At 54.6% G+C, this 21,688-nt stretch carries 26 protein-coding genes and 1 pseudogene; 13 read left to right on the plus strand and 14 right to left on the minus strand.

Features of this window, described 5'->3' with window-relative positions:
* The first annotated feature begins 303 nt into the window (after positions 1-303).
* From ACOTX4_RS18800 to ACOTX4_RS18825, 6 genes are all read left to right on the plus strand, one after another.
* Positions 304-816, plus strand: a complete 513-nt coding sequence (locus tag ACOTX4_RS18800) for a fimbrial protein (RefSeq protein ID WP_009654430.1) — start codon at positions 304-306, stop codon at positions 814-816.
* A gap of 103 nt (positions 817-919) precedes the next feature.
* Positions 920-1,600, plus strand: a complete 681-nt coding sequence (locus ACOTX4_RS18805; protein WP_063938087.1) for a fimbrial biogenesis chaperone — start codon at positions 920-922, stop codon at positions 1,598-1,600.
* 10 nt (positions 1,601-1,610) lie between these two features.
* Positions 1,611-4,115, plus strand: coding sequence for a fimbria/pilus outer membrane usher protein (locus ACOTX4_RS18810; RefSeq protein WP_063938089.1), 2,505 nt, complete (start codon positions 1,611-1,613; stop codon positions 4,113-4,115).
* Positions 4,116-5,069 carry a fimbrial protein gene (locus ACOTX4_RS18815; RefSeq protein ID WP_058656251.1) on the plus strand — a complete coding sequence of 318 codons (954 nt, stop codon included), beginning with the start codon at positions 4,116-4,118 and terminating at the stop codon, positions 5,067-5,069. It begins immediately after the preceding gene.
* Between the two features lie 58 nt (positions 5,070-5,127).
* On the plus strand, positions 5,128-6,168 hold the full coding sequence (locus ACOTX4_RS18820; protein WP_063938091.1) for a ParB/Srx family N-terminal domain-containing protein: 1,041 nt from the start codon (positions 5,128-5,130) through the stop codon (positions 6,166-6,168).
* A gap of 14 nt (positions 6,169-6,182) precedes the next feature.
* On the plus strand, positions 6,183-6,728 hold the full coding sequence (locus ACOTX4_RS18825) for a hypothetical protein (RefSeq protein WP_058656253.1): 546 nt from the start codon (positions 6,183-6,185) through the stop codon (positions 6,726-6,728).
* A 35-nt stretch (positions 6,729-6,763) separates the two neighbouring features.
* Here ACOTX4_RS18825 and ACOTX4_RS18830 read toward each other — a convergent pair whose 3' ends face one another.
* The 5 genes from ACOTX4_RS18830 to ACOTX4_RS18850 all read right to left on the minus strand — a co-directional run bounded on the left by ACOTX4_RS18830 (position 6,764) and on the right by ACOTX4_RS18850 (position 10,039).
* On the minus strand, positions 6,764-7,780 hold the full coding sequence (locus tag ACOTX4_RS18830) for a Gfo/Idh/MocA family protein (RefSeq protein ID WP_058656254.1): 1,017 nt from the start codon (positions 7,778-7,780) through the stop codon (positions 6,764-6,766).
* Positions 7,781-7,790: 10 nt separating this feature from the next.
* Positions 7,791-8,771 carry a PTS glucitol/sorbitol transporter subunit IIB gene (gene srlE, locus ACOTX4_RS18835; RefSeq protein ID WP_058656255.1) on the minus strand — a complete coding sequence of 327 codons (981 nt, stop codon included), beginning with the start codon at positions 8,769-8,771 and terminating at the stop codon, positions 7,791-7,793.
* Entirely contained in the window at positions 8,768-9,142 is a 375-nt protein-coding gene (locus tag ACOTX4_RS18840) for a PTS glucitol/sorbitol transporter subunit IIA (protein ID WP_058656256.1), read from the minus strand. The genes srlE and ACOTX4_RS18840 overlap by 4 nt, the downstream gene beginning before the upstream one ends.
* Complete coding sequence (gene srlA, locus ACOTX4_RS18845) at positions 9,139-9,660, minus strand: PTS glucitol/sorbitol transporter subunit IIC (RefSeq protein ID WP_058656257.1); 522 nt, start codon at positions 9,658-9,660, stop codon at positions 9,139-9,141. Before srlA ends, ACOTX4_RS18840 begins: the two co-directional genes overlap by 4 nt.
* 103 nt (positions 9,661-9,763) lie before the next feature.
* Positions 9,764-10,039 (minus strand): helix-turn-helix domain-containing protein, encoded by a 276-nt coding sequence (locus tag ACOTX4_RS18850; RefSeq protein ID WP_058656258.1) that lies wholly within the window; start codon positions 10,037-10,039, stop codon positions 9,764-9,766.
* A gap of 130 nt (positions 10,040-10,169) precedes the next feature.
* Here ACOTX4_RS18850 and ACOTX4_RS18855 point away from each other — a divergent pair, with 130 nt between their 5' ends.
* From ACOTX4_RS18855 to ACOTX4_RS18865, 3 genes are all read left to right on the plus strand, one after another.
* Positions 10,170-10,448 carry a helix-turn-helix domain-containing protein gene (locus ACOTX4_RS18855; RefSeq protein WP_058656259.1) on the plus strand — a complete coding sequence of 93 codons (279 nt, stop codon included), beginning with the start codon at positions 10,170-10,172 and terminating at the stop codon, positions 10,446-10,448.
* A 115-nt stretch (positions 10,449-10,563) separates the two neighbouring features.
* A complete protein-coding gene (locus ACOTX4_RS18860) occupies positions 10,564-10,821 on the plus strand; it encodes a helix-turn-helix transcriptional regulator (protein WP_058656260.1) in 258 nt (85 codons plus the stop codon).
* 22 nt (positions 10,822-10,843) lie between these two features.
* Positions 10,844-11,482, plus strand: a complete 639-nt coding sequence (locus tag ACOTX4_RS18865) for a hypothetical protein (protein WP_058656261.1) — start codon at positions 10,844-10,846, stop codon at positions 11,480-11,482.
* A gap of 6 nt (positions 11,483-11,488) precedes the next feature.
* Here ACOTX4_RS18865 and ACOTX4_RS18870 read toward each other — a convergent pair whose 3' ends face one another.
* The 9 genes from ACOTX4_RS18870 to ACOTX4_RS18910 are packed head-to-tail and all read right to left on the minus strand — an operon-like array spanning position 11,489 to position 18,403.
* A complete protein-coding gene (locus ACOTX4_RS18870) occupies positions 11,489-14,122 on the minus strand; it encodes a conjugative transfer ATPase (protein WP_058656262.1) in 2,634 nt (877 codons plus the stop codon).
* Positions 14,119-14,478 (minus strand): TIGR03751 family conjugal transfer lipoprotein, encoded by a 360-nt coding sequence (locus ACOTX4_RS18875; RefSeq protein ID WP_063938093.1) that lies wholly within the window; start codon positions 14,476-14,478, stop codon positions 14,119-14,121. Before ACOTX4_RS18875 ends, ACOTX4_RS18870 begins: the two co-directional genes overlap by 4 nt.
* Entirely contained in the window at positions 14,475-15,770 is a 1,296-nt protein-coding gene (locus tag ACOTX4_RS18880) for a TIGR03752 family integrating conjugative element protein (protein ID WP_058656264.1), read from the minus strand. The genes ACOTX4_RS18875 and ACOTX4_RS18880 overlap by 4 nt, the downstream gene beginning before the upstream one ends.
* The gene (locus tag ACOTX4_RS18885; protein WP_063938094.1) at positions 15,767-16,534 is read right to left on the minus strand and encodes a TIGR03749 family integrating conjugative element protein; all 768 of its coding nucleotides are present in this window, start codon (positions 16,532-16,534) and stop codon (positions 15,767-15,769) included. Before ACOTX4_RS18885 ends, ACOTX4_RS18880 begins: the two co-directional genes overlap by 4 nt.
* Positions 16,531-17,190, minus strand: coding sequence for a PFL_4703 family integrating conjugative element protein (locus ACOTX4_RS18890; protein WP_058656266.1), 660 nt, complete (start codon positions 17,188-17,190; stop codon positions 16,531-16,533). The genes ACOTX4_RS18885 and ACOTX4_RS18890 overlap by 4 nt, the downstream gene beginning before the upstream one ends.
* On the minus strand, positions 17,187-17,540 hold the full coding sequence (locus tag ACOTX4_RS18895) for a TIGR03750 family conjugal transfer protein (RefSeq protein WP_058656267.1): 354 nt from the start codon (positions 17,538-17,540) through the stop codon (positions 17,187-17,189). Before ACOTX4_RS18895 ends, ACOTX4_RS18890 begins: the two co-directional genes overlap by 4 nt.
* A 1-nt stretch (position 17,541) precedes the next feature.
* Positions 17,542-17,859, minus strand: a complete 318-nt coding sequence (locus tag ACOTX4_RS18900) for a TIGR03745 family integrating conjugative element membrane protein (RefSeq protein WP_032214526.1) — start codon at positions 17,857-17,859, stop codon at positions 17,542-17,544.
* 9 nt (positions 17,860-17,868) lie between these two features.
* Positions 17,869-18,102 (minus strand): TIGR03758 family integrating conjugative element protein, encoded by a 234-nt coding sequence (locus ACOTX4_RS18905; RefSeq protein WP_058656268.1) that lies wholly within the window; start codon positions 18,100-18,102, stop codon positions 17,869-17,871.
* Complete coding sequence (locus ACOTX4_RS18910) at positions 18,095-18,403, minus strand: RAQPRD family integrative conjugative element protein (protein ID WP_058656269.1); 309 nt, start codon at positions 18,401-18,403, stop codon at positions 18,095-18,097. Before ACOTX4_RS18910 ends, ACOTX4_RS18905 begins: the two co-directional genes overlap by 8 nt.
* 223 nt (positions 18,404-18,626) lie before the next feature.
* Here ACOTX4_RS18910 and ACOTX4_RS18915 point away from each other — a divergent pair.
* From ACOTX4_RS18915 to ACOTX4_RS18930, 4 genes and pseudogenes are all read left to right on the plus strand, one after another.
* Positions 18,627-18,815 (plus strand): annotated as a pseudogene (locus tag ACOTX4_RS18915) (hypothetical protein); the annotation flags it as partial.
* A 479-nt stretch (positions 18,816-19,294) separates the two neighbouring features.
* Positions 19,295-20,632, plus strand: a complete 1,338-nt coding sequence (locus ACOTX4_RS18920) for an FRG domain-containing protein (protein WP_063938096.1) — start codon at positions 19,295-19,297, stop codon at positions 20,630-20,632.
* Between the two features lie 14 nt (positions 20,633-20,646).
* A complete protein-coding gene (locus tag ACOTX4_RS18925; protein WP_063938099.1) occupies positions 20,647-21,000 on the plus strand; it encodes a hypothetical protein in 354 nt (117 codons plus the stop codon).
* Positions 20,997-21,548, plus strand: a complete 552-nt coding sequence (locus ACOTX4_RS18930) for a hypothetical protein (RefSeq protein ID WP_058656272.1) — start codon at positions 20,997-20,999, stop codon at positions 21,546-21,548. Before ACOTX4_RS18925 ends, ACOTX4_RS18930 begins: the two co-directional genes overlap by 4 nt.
* The last annotated feature ends 140 nt before the right edge of the window (positions 21,549-21,688 follow it).

Genomic DNA, 21,688 nt, shown 5'->3' on the forward strand with positions numbered 1-21,688 from the left:
TCTCTCTGTTTTAAAATAATAATTCCGATCTAATGCAGCTTAACACACCTTTGGTACCCTGCTGGCAACGTGCGTGAGTCGTCCACGTTGCCAGTTTTCATTTGCTCACCGCTTTACTGTTTTATGCCATTCCGCAAGCTCTGCTCCTGTCCGGATGGCATTTTATTTCTCATTCTCTTCTTCCACATCATTTTCTCCTGAACTCACCACTCTGGCACTAACGGGAAAGTCTAACGCAGATTTTTTCACCGCCAGAGTGATGCGGGGCCGAGTCCCGAATGTTCTTTCATCAAGGAGAAACACATGAAAAAAACGATGTTAAGCGCGTGTTTTATGCTGGCGGCGGCTAATGCCATGGCCGCCGACGGCACCATCCACTTCACCGGTAGCATTACCGACCAGACCTGCAAGATCGACACTGGCTCCCAGAATCTACCGGTGAACCTCGGCAATGTTGCCCAGACCGCCCTTAACGGGGCAAAGGGGATGAGAGCGGCGCCAACGCAATTTACCATCAACGTGAGCGAGTGCCCGGAAACGGTCACTGGTGCAAATGTGAAATTTGACGGGACATCCGATAACAACGACCAGAGCCTGCTGGCGCTGGACAGTGGCACGGGCATCGCCACCGGGGTCGGGATCCAGATCGCAGATAAAAACGGCACGGCCATCCCGCTGCACTCCGCTTCATCCGACTACACCCTCGCAGAAGGCGCAAACGCGCTCGACTTTGTCGCCCGCTATGTCTCCACAGGCCCGGCGGTCACCACCGGTACAGCAAACGGTACCTCTGAGTTCACCATCATTTACAAATAACGCTGTGCCGTCGCGGGGCGCATTCTCCTCCTCCTACCCATGCGCCGCCGCATAACAGGGAGCGTTTCGCAGGGATGCGGTTTTTTCGTCCGGAGATAACAAGATGAACAGGTATGCAGACATTTTGCTGGCGCTATTGCTGACCGTATTTACCGTGCAGGCACAGGCCGGGATTGTCATTGGCGGGACACGGATCATTTATAACGGCGACAAAAGAGAGTCCTCCGCCTCCATTCGTAACCCCGACAGATCCGGTGTCTGGCTGGTGCAGAGCTGGGTGGACAGTGGCGTGAAAGGCAGCAAAACACCGTTTATCGTCACGCCGCCGTTGTTTCGCATTAATCCAGGCGAAGAGAACATCCTGCGCATTGTGCGCACTGGAGGGAACCTGCCTGAAGACCGGGAATCGGTGTTCTGGCTGAACGTGAAGTCCATTCCCGCCACCGACGACAGCGTGCCGCATAACAACGTTCTGCAGGTGGTGGTGAAATCCCGCCTGAAACTCTTTTACCGCCCGGCGGGGCTGGAAGGACAGCCGGAGACGGCTTACCACCATCTGTCGGTCTCCCGTAGCGGCAATCGTCTTACGGTCAGCAATCCCACGTCTTACTACGTCACTTTGTTCACCTTAAAGGTGGACGGGCAGGAGATCAAAGAGGCCGATATGGTGCCGCCGAAAGGCAGCGTCAGCTTCACGCTGCCATCGGCCACGGCGTCTATGGTGAGCTGGCAGTCGATCAGTGATTACGGCGGCGTCAGTCAGACCGAAAGCCGTAAGCTCTGAAGGAGGGAATATGAATAACCCGAATTCCCGACTGATGATCTTCCTGCTGGCGCTGTTGCTGATTATGGTGCTCCTGTTGGGTTATCTGCGTCATGCGGAAGCCCGCGAGACCTTCAATACCCACGCGCTGGAGCTGGACAGTCCGGGCCAGGAGGTTGCTGACTTATCCGCCTTTGCCGAAGCCGATGGCCAGTTACCTGGCACCTACCGGGTGACGGTGTATGTGAACGGCGAGCAGCAGGGCGAAGCGCAGGATATTGCCTTTGTTACCGGGGCAGATAAAAAACTCACCGCGCAGTTAACCCCGGCGATGCTGAAAGCCTGGGGCGTGAACACCACCGCGTTTCCTGCGCTTGCCGCACTGCCAGCGGACAAACCGCTGGAGGATATTGGCCGCTATATCCCGATGGCTTCCAGCGAACTGCGTTTCAGTAAACTGCAACTGAACCTCAGTATCCCGCAGGCGGCGATGAGCGCTACCGCGCGCGGCTGGGTGGATCCGTCCGAATGGGACGAGGGCGTACCTGCCGCGCTGCTGAACTATAACCTCAGCGGCAGCAATACCTGGCGCGACGGGGAAAATGGCTCCGATGATAACTACTACGCCAACCTGCAAAGCGGCCTGAACCTTGGCGCGTGGCGGCTGCGCAACTATTCGACCTGGAACTATGATGAGGATAGCGGCAGCCACTGGGATTCCATTAACACTTACCTCCAGCGGGATATCCAGCGCCTGAAAGGGCAACTGACGCTCGGCGACAGCTACACCCCTTCCGATATCTTCGACAGCGTGCAGTTTCGCGGCGCGCAGTTGGCCTCGGACGACAATATGCTGCCGGATAGTCTGCGCGGGTTCGCTCCGGTTATCCGCGGCATTGCGCAGTCGAATGCGCAGGTGACGGTGAAGCAGAACGGCTACATCATCTACCAGAGCTACGTCGCGCCGGGCGCGTTCGCCATCAGCGACCTCTACCCGACCTCGGGTAGCGGCGACCTGGAAGTGACCATTAAGGAGGCCGACGGCAGCGAGCGAACCTTTATCCAGCCGTTCTCGGCGGTACCGATTATGCAGCGTGAAGGCCGCCTGAAGTATGCCCTCACCGCCGGGAAATACCGCAGCGGCAACAGCGACAGCGATGAGCCGCAGTTCGGCCAGGTGACGGCGATTTACGGCCTGCCGCACGCCATCACCATTTATGGCGGCACGCTGTACTCGGAGGACTATCAGTCCGGGGCGGCAGGGCTGGGGTTTGGTCTCGGCGAGTTGGGTTCGGTCTCCGCCGATATCACCGCTGCGCACACCACGCTCAACAACGATGAAACCCACGACGGCCAGTCGTACCGGGTGCAGTATTCGAAGGATTTCCAGGCCACCGACACCAGCTTTACCCTGGCGGCGTACCGCTACTCCACCGAAGGTTTTTATACCTTCCTGGAAGCCAATGACCTGCGGACGGACAGCGATGACGGCTGGCGGATGCAGTACAACAAGCGCCAGAAACTCCAGCTCGACCTCAGCCAGAGCCTCGGCAGCTACGGCTCGTTCTTTGTCTCCGGCTACCAGCAGGACTACTGGCGCGAGGACGGCTACGAGCGCACCCTGAGCACCGGCTGGAACGGTAATTACAGCGGCGTCAGCTACAGCATCACTTACAGCTACAGCGACTATCCTGACAGCACCCAGCCCGCCGACCAGCAGCTGGCCTTCAGCATGCAGGTGCCGCTCAGCCGCTTCCTGCCCAACGCCTGGGCCAGCTACAGCATCAACACCGCGAAGCACGGCGATACCCGCCAGCAGGTAGGGCTCAACGGTACGGCGCTTGCCGACAACAACCTCAGCTACAGCCTCCAGCAGAGCTACACCAACCATGGCGTGGGCGGATCCGGCAACATCAACGCCGATTACAAAGGCGGCTGGGGCGAAGTAACCGGCGGATACAACTACGACGATGACAGCCAGCAGGTCAACTATGGCCTGAAAGGGGGCATTGTCGCGCATCCACATGGCATCACTTTCGGGCAGCCGCTCGGCGACTCGCTGGCCGTGGTGAGCGCGCCCGGCGCGGAGGATGCAAAAGTACAGAACAACACCGGGGTGTACACCGACTGGCGCGGCTATGCGGTGGTGCCTTACGTCAACCCGTACAAGAAAAACCGCATCGCGCTGGATACCAGCACGCTCGGCGATGAGGTGGATATCGACACCGCCGTCCAGACCGTGACGCCCACCCAGGGCGCGGTGGTGATGGCGGACTTCAACACCCGCGTCGGACGGCGCGTGCTGATGACGCTGCTTTACCGCGGATTACCGGCGCCGTTTGGCGCGCAGGCGAAGCTGAAGGAAGGCGGCAGCGGTATCGTTGGCGATGATGGCCAGGTGTATCTCACCGGCGTGCCGGATGAGGGCGATATCGCGGTGAGCTGGAACGGGACGCGGCAGTGCATGGTGCATTACCGGCTGCCGGAGAATGCCGGAAGCGTTCCGGTGACGGAAACTGAACAGGAGTGTCGTTAAATGAAGGTGTTATTAAAATCCGGCTGGCTGGTGCTGGCGTTGTGGCTGGTTTCTTTTGGTACACAGGCCTCCTGTGGTTTCGCTTCCGGAGTGAGTAGTGAAGTTCCGGGGTATATCAGTTTCGGCAATGTGGCGGTCCAGCGTGATGCGGCGGTGGGCAGTGTCATCGCCACGGCCACAACGGGGGCGTATAACGGCGGCAATACTATCGCCGGGTGTTCAGAAGCCTGGACCTACCGTTGGGAACTGAGTAAATGGGGAACGTTAAGCAATCTCGGAAGCAATATCTATAACACTAATGTTCCTGGAGTGGGTATCCGGTTGACTAACACCTCTTCCGGGAAAGTGCTTCCCTATGATCAGAGTGTGGGCGCGAATGTTTATATTTACATCGGTGGTGATGGTATTAAAGCGGAGTTAATCAAAACGGGTGATATTACCGGGGGAACGCTGGATAGCGGCATGCTGGCGCGGGCCTCGGTGGCAAACCAGTTTTATTTTGCCAATGTCACCCTGAATGGCACAAATACCATTACCTCTGAATCCTGCACCGTCACCACTAACCCGGTGAATGTCCCGCTGGGCGATCATGACAAAAGTGAGTTCAGCGGTCCGGGTTCCGGAACGGCCTGGCAGACATTCAATATCAATCTGAGTTGTATTCAGGGCGCGCGGATTAATGTGCGTATTGACGCCACGGCAGACAGCGACGCCGGCGTACCCGGCATCATTAAACTCGACAGCGATCCGGTAAATGCCAGCGGCGTCGGCGTGCAGCTCTGGTATCGCTATGAAGACAGCCCGGTACAGTTCGGCCAGGAGCGGTATTACTACACCTCGCCATCAGGCGGCAACGAATATGTTCAGCTTCAGGCGCGCTATTACCAGACAACACAGAGCATCACGGCCGGGAAAGCGAACGCCACGGCGACGTTTACGTTGACATATAAATAGCTACCTGAACAATTATAAAGGTTTTAGACTAACCCTCTGTTTATCAGGGAAGATGATAATGACCGATTATTGGTGGAAAGATCTTTTTGATCGCAATAATAACTGGCAGGGGCTGGAGCTGACACTTAAGAGCAGCCAGAGGACCGACGTGGTAATGGAAATGCTAAGTGGTCGTTATGGGCGGATGGCGCTGCAGGTTTCTGGGGAGACATTATTCTGGGCATCAATGCTGAAAGATCATTCCGGTGTCTGGTTGGTGTTTAATGCCGATCATTCCGCTTGCCAGACATTATTTCCGGCTGTCACATCTGAAGATATTGAAGGCATTAAAAGCAAAGGCGAACGGGCCTGGACAGGTGAATGGTGTCGCTATTTTTCCCGGAAATTAATGAATGCGCCAGTGCCTCTTCTGTCTCCTCGCCGATGGCTGATAAGGCCGATGGAGGCCAAATATTCATTACCGAAATTATCCGGACAGCGTGTTCCTGCAAATAGCTGGCGTTTTGAGTCTCCAGAAAGCAGCGGGGATATCGGCTGTAGCTGGACGCTCTACGGCGAAGATTTTCCTGATTTGGTTAATCCTGCCAAAGTCAGATTAGTGGATTGGTGGTGGGGTGGTAGCCTGCTACTTGGACGTTATCCGATACAACCTGATGCCGGAAGGTTAAAATGGTGGCGTAAAAAATGCCGTGAGGGTGCGCTGCCTCCAGTACTTGTCTGGTATATAGCAGGGCTGGGATCATTTGTTATTCTTGATGGTCATTATCGTTTACAGGCAGCGATTGCAGAAGAAATTCCACCTTCATTTCTGGTGCTCAGTGAATTGCAGGAGCGGGATTTTGCTACCGATCAAGAGCATCGGGCCCGTATTGTCCGGGCTTTAGAACAGCAGCTCAAAAATCCGAAGTGCAAAATCGATGGTGTAAATCAGACGCTGATTAATCTTTATGATACACGTTATCTTTATGCCTCAACCCATAGCCGCGCGACGCTCGGCGAAGGAACGCGTTGGGCACTGGAGTTAGAAAGCTATCTGCAACGGCATCAGTTAGAAGGCTATCGGGACAGGATACTGAATGGTGTAAACGATGAATGTTGAATTAAGGATAACAAATGGCGGCATTCTTTAGGGAATACAGAGATACCCTTCTCGCCTTTACTGGAATTATTATCGCGCTGCTTTCCCTGTGGTTTACCTGGTCGCAAAGCCAGGAGCAAATAAAACATAACCATATTTCTGTTGAGCCGCGGATGAACGCTTATTTTTCAAATGACGGGCGGGCGAACAAATCGGGTATTTACATCATCAATAATGGAATGGGAACTGCATTTGTCTCTGCTCTATCTGCAACGGTCAATGGCAAAAAAGTTGAACCTGTTGCCGGGAATATTTTTGTCGGAGCAGTGCAGGCGTTAGGCCTGGATATCCAGTGCTTTGTGATTGGCGGACCCAGACCTAATGATTCATTTAAAGTTGGCGAGGAGATTTTCTTAATTGAAGCAAGGGGGACTGACGAGCGCTGCTCAGGCGATTCACTTATCCTTCGGTCTGCGGCTTTAGACTCTGCCCGCCTGGATTTTGTCCTGGATATTGAATCAATATACGGGGACAGATTCCGGTATGTTTATTCTCAGAATAAACAAATTAAGCGTGACTAAACGGGCTTGCGGATACCAGCTTCCCTGCTGGCCGACTATTTTAATGACACTGGTTTTTGACTTTCGAGACTCTGATGCACCGCCTCGCAGATCCGGCTTACCGCCAGCCCGTCCATTGCGGTGACCGGGTAGGGCGCTTTATTTCTGACCGCGCGTACAAAGTCATTGATGGGGTCGATACCGAAACCGCTGGCGACGCCGTTGCGGTAGTTGATGAAATAGCTGTTGGGCGTGAGCGTCTTGTCCGGGGTGGTGATTTCCAGTCCGCGGTGCTGCGAGGTGCTGCGGATCCAGGTTGCCTCGCAGAGAATATCGATACGCCCGTCGTTGTCCTTCGGGAAGCCTTCCGGCAGCACCCATGAGTTTTCCACCACCCATGAACTGCCGTCGGCCATTGTCAGCAGGCTCTGCACGCTGTCGAAGGTGTCGAGGCCGCATTCGACCATCAGCCGCTTCTGTCCGACGGCATACACCGACACCGCTTTCTGGCCGGAGAGATGGCGCACCAGGTCAAAGCAGTGTGAGCCGAGAAACCACACCGGGGAGCTTGCGCCCGCCCAGTCCAGCCACTCTGTCGGCACGCTGATGACATCATCCATACTGATATGCCCGCGCAGGATGCGCCCGGCTTCCGGTTTCTCCAGTTCAGCCTTAATGCGCATTACTGCCGGGTCCCAGCGCTTATGAAAATCGACGCCGACCAGCAGGTCTCGTTGCCGCGCCATCTCCACGATAAGCTCACACTCGCGTACTGAGGTGGCGAGCGGCTTTTCCGCCAGCACATGTTTGCCGTAGCGCAGCGCGGTGAGGATGGATTCGGTGTGGTACGGGTCCGGTGTCGCCACCGAGACCACGTCAACGGCTTCCTCCTGCAACAGGACATCCAGCCGGGTATAGCCCATCACGCCGTAGGCCATGGCGAGGTCGTCGCAGCGCTCTGTATCGGTGTCGCAGATGGCGGCCAGCACCGTGTCCGGGTTATGGCAGTACGCGTTCATATGGTGCCTGCCGTAGATACCTGCGCCGACCACGGCGGCTCTGATTTTGTTCATGATTATGTCCTCAGAATAAGCCCAGGGAAAACAGCCAGCCGATGAGGACGGCCAGCGGTCCGGTCAGTTGTCTCGACAGCAGGAAGGCGGGGACACCCTTCGCGATGGTCTCCGGCTTTGCCTCCTGCATGGAAAGACCCACCGGCACAAAGTCGCAGCCGACCTGCACGTTGATGGCAAACAGGGCGGGCAGGGCGAAGGCCGGGGATATCGCGCCTGCGCCAATCTGCGTGCCAATCATCACGCCGATGACCTGCGAGATGGCCGCTCCCGGCCCGAGCACCGGGGAGAGGAACGGAATACCGCAGATGAGCGACAGCAACACCAGCCCCCACAGTGAGTTCGCCAGCGGCGTCAGGACATGGGCTATCAGGCTGCCGAGCGCGGTCTCCTGCACCAGGGCAATCAGCAGCGAGACAAAGGCCATAAACGGAATGACGTTGCGCAGGGAGACATCCACCGCCTCGCGGCTGGCGGCGAACAGCAGGGCGATAACATGGCCGACGGCGGTACCGGTCTGCTCGACCATGCGCACCAGTTTCTCCGCACCGCGTGGGGGTAGCGGCAGAATGGTCACCCGTGGCGCAGACTCCTGAATTGTCTCTGGTTCACCGTCCGGCGCTTCAGCCGTGTCCACCAGAACCAGTTGCTCCATCGTCACACCCGAAACGTAGTTATCCTCGCTAATAAACTGCGCCAGCGGCCCGGCGCGCCAGGTGGGCAGCACGTTGATGGTCGGAATGCCTTTCTGCGGATAGAGGCCGCAGCGCAGCGACCCGGCGCAGTTAATCACCACGCAGAGGATGTCGTTATCCGGCGGGATATCGGCAAAGCCGTTGACCACCTCAGACTGCGTCAGCGCGCCGATTTCAATGGCGACGGGGTGGATTTCCCGTCCGGTGAGCGACAGCACCTTTTTGCCGCTCCCTATGGGCAGCCATATCCCCCTGCCGTAGCCGCCGGGACCGGGCGGAATCAGCACCGTATTCATGGGCGTCCCTCCTCAATCACCAGATTGCCGTGCAGGTCGCGGAGTTTCGGCACCGGGCCGGAGAGATGAACCGCGCCGACATGGCAGGGGTTCAGGTCACCGTTGAACACCAGCGTCAGGTGGCCGAGTTCAAACAGCGCCTGCTGTGCCTCTTTGCCGACGGCGGTAATCAGATAGTCGTGATTCGCCAGCATCAGCCGGTCGCCGGGCAGTATCAGCAGACTCTCTTCCCGGAACGACGGCTCCAGCGACAGGGAGTAATCGAGGCAGTCCTTCGGCCCGTTGCTGTCGAAGGTGATAAGCATTTTGTCGGTGAGGCCGTCGGCGACGAACAGCCCGATGGCGACGATACGCGCACAATAAATCATCATGTGCCGTTCCCCCGCTTGCTGAGCCGCAGGAACAGGTACTCGGTGATGATGCCGCGGATCAGGCCAATCACCATCGCGGCGGCGATATAGCGCAGCGCCAGCGAGGTGACGGGCAGGTCGAGCGCCTTAACCCCGGCAGCGACGCCAAGCCAGACAAACAACTCCGACGGCACCACGTGGGGAAACAGGCTGGTGAGGGGATGGGCAGTGGTGCCGAGTGCATCTTCATAACCAGGCTTGCTCTTTTCGGGTAAGAGCTTACCGAGCGTCAGCGCGCCGGGGCTGCTCATAAAGAACCAGCCGAGCACCGGCAGTACGCCGTAGGTGAGAATACGAGAGCGGCCGAGCAGGGCGGCGACCTTCTCCATTCGCACTGTGCCGACCAGTTTCATCAGGAAGTTGATGGCCAGCAATAGGGTGATGAGCATCGGGATCAGCCCGGTCATCATGTCGAGGAAGATTTTGCCTGCGGCCTGAAACAGGTGGATAAAGCCTTCAGCCAGGGAGACCAGAAACATGGCGGCCTCCTGCGATGGTGCATGGTTGTGGTTCGGTGTGCATAAACAACTCTCCTGTCAGGTGTCGTTGGTTAATGCCTCCTGCCACTCACAGCGCGGGTCGTTATGTCCCGGAGTTTTCCGTTGTTGTCATGGGGTAAAGCGGTTTTCTGGGTTCGCGTTTGTTGTGGGAATTGAGATAACGGCCGGGCCAGATCTCTGACGGGTGTACTTTCAGCGCGATGGCAATCAGCCACTCGCCTTTCGGCCACGGGCGCGTCAGGGTATTCGACAGCGTTGACGAGGCCAGTCCCGCTTCCCGCGACAGTTTCGCCAGACTGGTGCCGCGCTTGTGTAAGGCGGCAATGATGTCGGCGGGGTGCCAGTCTTTTTTAGTCATTCTGTTTGCCTCTCTCAGGTCTGAAAACCAGTTAAGACAATCCGTTATATATTCTTTAGGAACTCTAAAGATAACTCATCTTAAGGAATGCTAAAGATGCTGTCAATATAACCACTAACAGGACAGGGTTATGGTTCCGAAGCGTCTTAGGATTGCGAGAGAGTTAGCCGATATGTCGCAAGAGGAATTGGCTATTGCAGCAGGCATTTCTGAAGAAACGGGCTATTCGAGAATGTCACATTACGAAAGTGGCAGGCATAAACCTAAATTCGAACTGGTTTGTCGATTTGCTGAAGTGCTCAATGTCCCTGAAGGCTACTTCTACACTCGGAATGACAGCTTCGCTGATGCAATGCTGAAACTTTACGGTGGAAAACGAGTTCAGTGGAAAAAGGTGCGCTTAAGTTAATTGGTCTTGTTAACGCTCCCTTTGATGTTATGGTTATCTATCTTTATGAAGTCTAAAGATAAAAGAACTTGAGCAATGCTAAAGATTACCGTGAAATCCTTACAGGACACACGGTATGATCCCCAAAAGACTAAAAGAAGCTCGTTTGCGAGCAAAGCTAACCCAGGAAAAGCTTGGTGTACTCGCTGGTATAGAAGAGGCTACGGCTTATTCGCGTTTGTCTCATTATGAAAATGGTACGCATAAGCCGACGTTTGAGCTGGTGTGTGAGTTTGCCAGAGTGCTGAATGTGCCGGAGTGTTATTTTTATACTGTAGACGATGGGTTCGCTGAGCAAGTTCTGAAATTATATAAAGAGTATGAGACTCGCTAAATTCTAATACAGGGATAACAGAATGACGGTGAAAATTGCAGGAAAAAAAACTGTTTCCGAATGGAATGCATTGTCTGCTAAATTAAAACATGATCCAACAGAGTTAGATTGGAAACATGCAATTCAATTTTTCGATGAGAGAATAAATGAACGCTACCTGGAGCCAGCAGAGCGTATAAGAGGAGATGGTACAACTAGTAATCTTAAAGGCGCCGGATTTGCTATTTGTACTTTACTGTGTGCATTAATAGAGAATTTGGAAACTTTTTATCGGGGGATGAATTTTAAACCTAATCCTAATGGAATGTATGAATATGGAAACGGTTGTAGTCGAACCTTGTTTACTGACTTTTTGAAAACAAAGTCACCATTTATAAATTATTTTGGCGGTGATGATGAATTGGCAAAAAGCTTCTATACGGGTGTTCGTTGCTCTTTACTTCATGATGCATCGACGTGCGATGGCTGGGTCATTAACATTACTGAACATGAAACAGTTTCAGTTAATAATGGAAAAAAAATATTGAACCGGTCCCTTTTTATGTCTGATATCAGGGAATATATTCGAGATTATAGAGCTCTTTTATTGCAGCCTGGAAATCAAGAATTAAAAGATGCATTTATCAGAAAGTTTGATGGCATTTGTGCTGCTGCAACATAACTGAGTTCAGCGCCGAGCGATTTTCGTAGCCGCCTCCACCTCACTACACCCCGTCTCTCGCATAATCCGCATCCGCTCCGCCTTCTCATGCTTTTCGGTCATCGCCAGCGCCAGATACAGCGCTGGCGGCACTACCCGAAACAGCGCTTCAACCCGCGGCGACAGCACTACGCCCTCGGTATACTGCCCCGGCGATTTCACCGCCGAGCGCAGCAGTTGCCGTTGTTCTTCGGTCAGCGCTTTAAACCGGCATACCTGGTCAATTTCTTCGGGTGGCATTACCAGCAGTTCCCACCACTCGATCATATTGAGCAGCTTCTTCGCCTCATCGGGAAAATCCGCCAGGTTCTGGGTCGCCAGCCACAGCCAGATACCGAGCTTGCGCCACATCTTCGAGCCTTTGGTGAGAAACCGCGCCAGCAGCGGGTTAACGGTAATGATATGCGCCTCATCGGTGATATTGACGATGGGCCGCGCCAGATGCTGGTCGTGCTCGCCGAGGTTGTTGATATGGTTAATCAGCGAGATATAGCTGATGGCAAGCTGCGCTTCGTAGCCTTCGCGGGCGAAAGTGGCGAGATCCACCAGGGTGATATCCGCCTCCGGCCACATCTGTCCCTCGCGGTTAAACAACTCGCCTTCAAACCCGGTGCAGAACAGGTTGATGGATTCCGCCATCTCATATGCCCGCTGGCGGCGGGATTCCGGCAGGCTGGCATCGCGGGAAAGGGCGAACAGTGCGTCACGGATATCCTGGGTCAGCGTCTGGCGTTTTTCCTCGTAGCAGGTATGCGCGGCGGCGATAATCGCCTGGCGGATCATCGCCCGGTCCGGGCGGGTGAGACGCGCATCTTCTTTTGCCTCGCCACCGGTGATCATCAGCCGGGCGGTAATTTCCATTTCGCCGAGCACGTCGCGCTGGTCATCGCTGTCACCGTCTTCTTCCTCCGGTGGTTCGGCGTCTATGATGGCCTGTTCCACCAGTCGCCACGCGTCACTGAACAGGGGCAGGGTGACGCCGGAACCGGGGCGCAGGCTGATTTTGTTCACCGTCAGGCCGTGGGCGGCGGCGTAGTCGGCCATCAGGCCGAACGAGTTTCCGGCCTCGATGATAAACAGACGCGGACGATGCAGCGCCATCAGTTGCGCGATTTTCGCGTTCAGCGTGGCGGATTTGCCCGCTCCGGTCGGTCCGAGCAGCAGCAGGTGGCCGTTCTGGGCACGGTCCAGTTTGTTCAGCGGATCGAAGCACAGCGGCGTGCCGCCGCGGTTGAAGTAGCAAATCCCTGGATGCCCGGTGCCGGTTTCCCGCCCGTACACCGGTAACAGCCCGGCGATATGCTGGACGAAGTTGAGCCGGGTATACAGCCCGCGCGGATCGCGTAGGGGATCGAAGCACATCGGCAGCCAGCGTAACCAGTGGCTGAGCGAGGCGACTTCATGCTGTTCCTGTACTGGCACCAGTCCGGCGTTAAGCAGCAAGCTGTGCAACTGGCACTGCTGGCGAAACAGGGCGTCGGTATCGGGCGCATGCAGGTAAAACGCCAGCGTACTGCGGTAAAGCTTATGGCCCTCCTTCAGGTAGCTGCGCACCTCGTGGCAGTCGCGGCGGGTGTATTCGGAATCGGTATTGTCGCCAATCGCCCGTTCAGAGAGATGGCTGATATGCTGTTCCAGCTTGTCCTGCGGATACACCACTACGGTCAGGTTCATGATGGTGCCTGCTGGCAGCAGATCGAACAGGGCGTTGATGCCGTCGCCGCGCGCGGTTTCTCCGGTCAGCAGGCCGGGCGTCGGCGCTTTGCGCAGGCGGTCGACAATCACCACTTTATGCGGGCGGTTATCCAGCCACCAGACGCCGTTCTTCGCATCTGAGCTCGGTTCGCTTGCCAGCAGTCGTTCGGCGAAATCGGTGATGACGGGCAGGGATTCTGCTTCCGGTAAATCCAGTTGTCGCCAGAAGGCTTTTTTATCTTCAACGGGCGGCGAGGGGTTAAACCAGCGCACCAGCCAGCGGTGAATGTCCTGCTCATTCTGGCGGACTGCACTGATACCTGCCGCTTTCAGCCCGGCGGTGAGGCGTTCGCAGATATTATTCAGCGCCTCTTCCGGTGACGGTTCATCCGGCGAGAGGCCGGGCAGCCAGCGGTAGACCATCATCCGCGTGCGCCGCCATGTCGCCCGCCAGCGGGTACGGGTCACGGTGTTATCGAGAAACAGCCCCTCATCGCGGGTGAGATTCACCATATGGTTTGCCATCTGTGTGAGCCACTCGCGGGTAAAGGCGGAGTCGCGGATTTCCGGTGCGGCATAAGCCGCCAGCGTCTCCAGCCACGCCTCGCTGTCGTCCTCATCCTGACAGAAAAACTGTACCACCCACGGCGCGCGTTCATGCTCATCAAAGGCATCCTGTAATGCGTCGGTGACGGTATCGCGCACCTGTTCGAGAAAGGCCGTGGAGCGGCCTTCAGTTCCAACCGGGTTTAGCTCAAACACCGCGCCCACCGAACGGCCATCCTCCAGCAGTATCGTCTGCGACTCCGATAAAAATTCCACCCACGGCAGCCAGTCGACAAACGAAGGGCCTTTGCGGTAGCTGGTATTCAGCGCCTGTTCAGTCAGGCCGCGCCGTTCATTCATGGCGGCGTCAGGCGTTCGCCCGGCAGCGCATACTGCGGACGGGTATAGAAGGGGAAGACGGTGCTGTAGCCGGGTACCGGCGTGTTGCTGTTGAGGTGCGGGAAGACGTACAGCACCATATCCGGGTTGGGCAGGCGCGGAAACTGGCTACGAATGGTGTTTGCCTCAGGTTGCGCCACCGGACCATCCGGCGGGCGGCGCAACTGCGCGCGCGCATCCAGCAGAGTCGCGCTGCCGCCGCTTTGCTGCTGCCACAGCGTGAGCATACTGGCATCAGGATCGACCGGCATCAGTTCCTCCTGCGAGGTGCTGCACCCGGCCAGCAAAAACAGAAGTATCAATATAGTGCGTATCATTCCAGACCTCCCGGCGTGCTGGCCTGCTGGTATTTCACCTGTCGGCCTTCCGGCTCGTAGTCGATGGTTAGCGGTTCGGTAAGATGCACCGCCACCTTGTGGCCCGGCGGCACATACACGGCGTCGAACATCTGACCGTAGTGCTGTTTCATCCAGTCGGCGGTCTCTTTTAATCCGCCGCCGATGGCCTGGCCGAGCACGTACTGACCGTTGTTGCCCGTCACCGCGCTGGTGATGCTGCCGTCCTCCACCACGGTGGTGCTTTCGCCATTGGCGAAGGCCTGGGCCGCCGCACCGGAGCCCGCCAGCAGGAACTGCGAGGTGAGATACTCCTTCGCGTTGCTTTTACGCTCGCCGGGAATACACGGCAGCCCCTGGTTATCCGAGAGCCAGCCGATCTCCTGCTGTTTGTTGCCGGATTTGCCGCCCTGTGGGACGGTGCGGATGGTGCCGTCGTGGAACACAAAGGTCATCGAGGTGATTTGCCCGCGCACGCAAGAGAGCGTCCAGTCGCCGGAGGCGATGCCGGAGACCACCGCGCCCGCCACGTCCGGCAGTTCAATGCCGTTGGCAGTGAGGTTGTCCTCGCCAATCAGCAATTTGAACGGGTAGGGATCGCTGACGGTGCCGTTAAGCGGAACGCGACCAATCAGCGCCGTCATCGCCACCGATCCGGTCAGCGTGGCGTTCTGCGGTAGGGTGTAGACTTTTACGTCAGGTTTCGGCGGCGGTTTGTCCGCCGCTTTCAGGGGGACGCGCAGCAGCTTTTCGTCCACAGGCGGGGGCGCATCCAGCGGCTCCAGCCAGCGGATATCCGGCTGCACATCGGCAGGCAGTTCGCCGGGCGTCAGGCCCAGACCGGGCGGGATATCGTCCGGGCGTTTCGCCATCAGGCGGTCGAGCTTGTCCAGCAGCCCCCGCTGGCTTTTCAGCAGTTCGTCGCGCATCTGGTCCTGCTGTCTGCGCATATCCCCGCGTAACTCAGATGCCAGCGTCGCCTGCTGTGCTTTGAGGCGCTTCTCGCGCGCCTGCTGGCTTTCGTTATCGCTCTGAATTGCCTGAAGCTCCCGGCGGTACTGTTTCATCTGGCCGACCAGCGTGGCGACGGTATCGGCGGGTGTGTCGCCGTCGATACCCAGATCGCGCAGTTCCTGCGGCGTTAAGGCCGCCACGGTGCGGGCCGGTGAGGTTTCCTGCGGGTTTTTACCTGCCGGGCGCAGCAGCAGCCAGCCAGTGAGGAAGACAATCAGGGGCAGCAGGATTTTCAGCAGGAGACTCTGGCGCGGCATCATGGTTTTGGCTCCGGCAGCAGGGCGCGGGAAACCGGGCCTTCCGTCACCAGGTACACCACGGTGGTGTCTTCTGCCAGACCACGCGGGCCGAGCCAGTCATGCTGGAACGCGGCGGCGGTGAACTGTCCCTGAAGCTCGCGCGGATCGAGCGTGATGCGCTGCCCGCTCTGGTTTTGCAGGCGGATGGCAGTCACGGTAGTGGCGTTAACCTGCCATGACGCCAGCGTGATGGCGGTAACGGGCTGCTGCGGTAGTAAGGTGGTGATGCGTTTCGCCAGCCGGACGGGAGAGGGCGTCACGCCTGGCAGAGCTTCAACGGTGCGCAGCGGCGCATACAGGTTCTGCGCGGCATAGCGCACCAGCAGGATGGGCAGGGGTTCGGTTGATGCTGTCACCGGGACGGATGCTTTGGCTGTGGCAGGCGTCTGCGGCGCATAGCTAATTTGCATTGGTTCAAGTGGCGAAGTGCCCTGGGTGGCCTGAATATCCAGCAGGATCAACTCACCGCTGCTGGTATCGCGCAACTGGATGCGGGTGGCCGGGAACGCCGTATTTGCCAGCAGGAAGACTTTGCCGCCCGCGCTTTGCAGACGCACTTTGCCTTCCAGCGTGGCGGGATAGCCGATGCGTACCGGTTTACCCACGTCGACAATCCGCTCCTGCCCGATATGCAGCGTGACGGGCAGTGGGATGTTTTCCCACTGCATCACTTCCGTGGCGAAGGCCGGGAGGCTGAATAGCAAAGTCAGGAGGACGGTCTTCATGGTTTCTCCTCCGCCACCAGACGCTGCGGCGTGGCGTCGGTGCAGTCAATCGCCAGACCCCACGGATTTTTCTCCGCATCAATGGCGTAACGCACCACCTGCAGCGGGTAGCGCACCAGCGCCTTTTTCACCGGTTCGTTCTGGTAATACTCTTCAACCGCCACATCCAGCGTTACCCGCCAGGCATCCCGGCTTAAGGTCTCGACGCGCGGGAAGGGGCGTTTATCGCCGTCATGCACCTGGCTGCTGTAGCCGTGACCGGGCAGTTCATACACGCCACGCGTGCGTTCGCGCAGCTCACCACCATTGCGTCGCACCTGAAAATCGTGCTCCAGACGGGTGTAACAGGCAGGCGTCAGGTAGGCGCGCAGCGAGCGCAGGTTGCGGGAATAGTCCTCCTCGCCGTTGTCCGGCCAGCGGTTAAGCTGCTGGAAAATATAAAAGGTGAAGGCGTAGACACTGGCGGGCGGCACCTCCCACCACGGGCGAGTGCTGCCGCTGCGCAGATCTGGCGGGAACCAGAGGGTGAGCTTTTGCGGGGCGCTGTACCAGCCGTAGCCGACGCCCGCCAGACACAGGCACAGCAAAATAATCACTGCCCGCAGCGTCAGGATATGGTTATCGCGCTCGGCCAGTGCATGGCGAAAACGACTCATCGCGGACTCCTGCGCACAACCCATATAGTGCTGTGCTGGACCAGTTGTGCGCCCCGGAGGTGATGGCGCTCCAGCCAGGCGAGGATCGCCTGCGGTAGCCAGCTGTCGGGCTTACCGCGTTTCGCGCGGGCCAGGATGCGTCCGCCGCCCTGAATCAGTAATGCCGCGCCTGCCAGTGCCGAACCGGAGATCAACGGCCAATAGTGGGTTATCAGGGCCAGCACAATGCCTAACGCGCAGCCGACGCCAAGACCGAGAGCCAGCGCCAGAAACAGTTCGCTGGTGGTCAGGCCGCGCCAGACCACGGGCTCGCGGTTGAGCCGGTCGGGGAGAAAGGGGATGGTCGCCATATCAAAGGACGTCCGAGGCCTGGTTGAGTAACCAGATGATGACCACGAGAAGAATGCTGCCGACGCCTGCCATCGAGCCCAGATCTTTCCACTGCTTACGCCCGCTCTGGATCTCCGAGTAGGTAGCAATACAGTTGTTCGCCACCACCAGAAAACCGACGGCACAGATGGCCAGCGCCAGCAGCACCACAATATCAAAACCGTAGTTTTGCAGCGTCTCCATAATGCCCTGGCCCTGGCCGCGCGACGGATCTTCCATCGTCGGCAGGTCGGCGAGGGCGTTAAATGCGGCGAACAGCAGTAACAGAAGCCAGCGCATGATGCCTCCTCAGCTCAGTACCAGCCAGAAACTGACCAGCACCAGTAACAGTGAACGGGCCGCCACCGCGCCAAAACTCTGCCAGCTCAGGCGCTGACGGCAGACACCCTGCCAGGCGACCATTAGCGTCCAGGCGCACCACAGCAGCAGGACGCTGGTAAACAGGCCAAGCACCAGCAGGCTGATGGTCTCCGGTTTGCTCAGGCTGGCGGCCTGAAAGGCGGCGAGTTGCGAGTCAGTCATCGGGGTTCTCCCGCTGGTAGCTGGTGCTCAGGGGCTGGACGGCGCGCGGCTGTACCCTCACCGGGGTAAGGTAGCGGCGGATGCCCTGTTCAACGGCGGTGATGTCCTGCTGCGCCTGCTGGTAGTCGAAGAAGTAGCGCGACTGCAGATCGGTATTGGCATTGGATTGGGCGCGTACCAGCGAGGTTTTCACGCCATCGAGTTGCTTCAGCGCGAGGGAGAGCTGGGTGGATTCCGGGGAGGCCCAGACCAGCGACCACATGGGCAAAGTCAGTAACAGAAATAATTGGCTATGCCGCATGGCTGCCTTCTCCGCAAGCGTGTTCAGGACAGGATAGGGAAGAATCTGGTGTGAAATCAGCGAGGAATTGTTTGTATCGGGTAAAAGTTTTCAGTAGTGGACAGGTGCCTCAACACCAATCCAGAAGTTTAAGTCTATACCCTGTCCTGTGTTAGCAGACGATTAAACTTGACCGTTCGCTACGAGCGAGGAGTTGGCATAACATTCTAGGGATACTGACGAGCAGACAGTCCTGGATCATTTCTGGACACAGGGTGAACCCCTGAATGTTGAAGATATCGCACGCCTCTCAGCGTACTGCCACAGGTATGTCAATAAGTTCGGTCATTATTCCTTCACGCTGGAAGAACTGGTGACCAGAGGGCATCTTCGGTCATTGAAAGAGACGTCAGAGGAAGTAAATATTGCTTAATATGAGTTTTCGCTCCACTGAGCGTCAGACTCCTTTTTGAATAAAAGCTGATACGAGTAACTGTGTATTTGTACAGTTTTGTGTGTCATTCAGGGCATGATTGCATTGAAAATAAACATCCGACGCGGGATCCTTTTTGCGTAAGTTTTCGAACAAATACGAATTTTAATGCAGTTTAGGTTCCGGATTTCAGCCTAGGCAACGGAGCACGCCAGGCCGGAACACCATATGTAGTAGCTCTCTCAGTTGACCTAGACGCTATATAGTGGATAAGGAAAAGGTGGGGGGAGGGGAGGGCGTGCGGATCTATGCTTGTTTTAACGCATACGATATATGCAGAGTGTCGTAGTATGCGATACTGACTTGCATGCTAAACTGCGATTGAGGGAAAGAGATCCATGGACATGCAGAGCTTGTTAAGACAAAATAGCCTAATGTATGAATGATATTAATATTTTAATCTAAATCAGGATGTTAGAATGTTTAATCTCATTATGGGTGGTGAGCCTGACGTTTTCGACAGGTGGCAATCTATGGATCCAGAAATTAATGAAGGACGTGATAGTTTTTCATTATCAAGAATGTTTGAAGGTACACCCACAGATATATATAAGTCACTGACGCCGATTAGTTCCAAAACTCTATCTTTTCTTGCAAAATTACCTGTGCTGTTTATGACAGAGGTATATTGCAAAGAGGATGTAACAGATAATAAAAGATATATTCGAATTCGTGTTGGTGAAATTCGGAATTTAACTAAGTCTGGTGATGACATTTGTTATGAATTTAAGATTAAACACGACTTTGGTGAAATAACAAATCCTAAGACTGAACTTTATAAAAACGTGCTTGAACTTGGTACATTTGGTTTGAGTCGCACTCATTGGGCCGTGAAAGATAAGGACCTTAATTTAACCGTTTCCGAGCTCGGCTTGGAAGGTCTAAATAAAAAAGCAAATAAAAAACTTCATATTACCGACATTAAAAATAAGTATGACGAAGTTTCTGATATCAGATCATTTCTCGACTTTGTTAATAAAAATAATGAACCCGGGAAAGAAAAATTTTACAGAGGTCATTCGAAAAACACTTATGAATTAGTTCCCTCTTTATTCAGGAAAAACGAATCCGGAACGTATAAATACCTTGATTCTGAATCAATAATGGTGCGTGAATTACTTACAGCAAGACCAGTCGAATTTAGAACTGATGAATATACTATAGATAAACTGGTGAGAATGCAGCATTATGGATTACCAACGAGGTTACTAGATATAACCTCTAACCCATTAATAGCGCTTTATTTTGCATGTAATGAAAATGAAATGGATTATGGTCAAGTTATATCATTTTCAACACACAGAAATAATATAAAGTTCTACGATTCAGATCTGGTTAGCTGTATTGCTAATCTTTCGCTTATGCCTTTTAAATTATTAGAACGTTTGTCAAAAAAATCAAATAAAAAAAGTTTAGGTGTCGATGAACTTCTTAATAAACTTGTTGATTACGTTCAGGTCGAAAAAAGTTACTTCAGAAACAATATCATACCAGAGGATTTGAGTAAGATTTTATTCTTGAAAGCCAGAATAAATAATGAGCGTATGCAGTCACAGTCGGGTGCTTTTCTTTTATTTGGTCATGATGCTGTATTGCCGGAAACAACTGAAGATTTTCCATTAGATCGCGTTAATATTACGAACAAGAAGAGTATTCTCAAAGAGCTGGCGTTACTTAATATAACGGAAGGAACCGTATATCCCAGCATGGAAAAAACGGCGAGCGAAATTGCAAAAAAATACATTTTTTCAGAATAATGGATACTATTAAAATGAATAAGAAGAAAAAATTTGGAAAAGGTAATTCTGGCCCTTTGCATCGCGGCAGAATTCAGGCGCAGGGAGCAACTCTCGAGGAATCTGTTCCTTGGAGTGGTGAGCGAGCTCCCACTGGCTCTGAGGGAAAAAATATGCTTGCTAGACTGACGAATATTATATCATCAAGAGAAGCATCATTACGAACGGTTGCTTTTAAGGATGCCGGATTATTCATTGATGAGGCCGTCAATGCCGGAGGTGTCTATGCTGAAAAGAAAAAAACATTTATGGTGCGAAATACCCGGTCTGAAAGGGTGGATGTAGAAATTAGAAAAGGATACGCATTTAAAGTCGTGGGGGATTTATGATAAATCAATTCGACGAGTCAATTGTGCTACTTGATAATAAATTTACCGTTAACCAATTTTGGCAAAATAAGATACACGAGCTTTATTCTGACCGAGAGAAAGGTGAAGAGTATGAAAGGGAAATTATAGAGCTATGCCCTTCATTAAATAATGTACTAGAAGAGCATAACTTTGAGCTTAAAGATAATCATAGGTTATTTAATCTAAGCCTTTGGGATTCAAACGATGCAAATCCAATTTATTATGGATTTGTCCCTAAATCTTATAGAGCGATTCGAATCATTCAGCGCGCGCCTGTTGATAAGACAAACCAGTTGAGTGCATGGGTTGAAAAATGCCATTTGGATTTTAATGAAATTTCAATATTCGATGCATCTGAGGCATATGAGCTTGTTATATATATTGAGGTTAATCAACTTACATTCCGATATGCTATGTTACTCATTTACTTTTGGATATCACGGCGAGGTGTAAGAAAAATACACGAAGAGCTCCTTATAAAAACAGTCTATGATATTAAAATCCGTGGTGAGCACTCTTTAGATTAACAAGGTGCAGTAAGCATGCATTTCCACATCTGGCACGAAGCGTACCACCGACGCACAGCAAGGCCGCTATGAGTGATTAGCAGTCACTATCGGAAAGCTGAGGCTAATATTTATGCTAACAACCGTTTAGCTAAATATTA

This window comes from Enterobacter cloacae complex sp. IR5459 (genome assembly GCF_049238005.1).
In the GTDB taxonomy this organism is placed as follows: Bacteria; Pseudomonadota; Gammaproteobacteria; order Enterobacterales; family Enterobacteriaceae; genus Enterobacter; species Enterobacter hormaechei_C.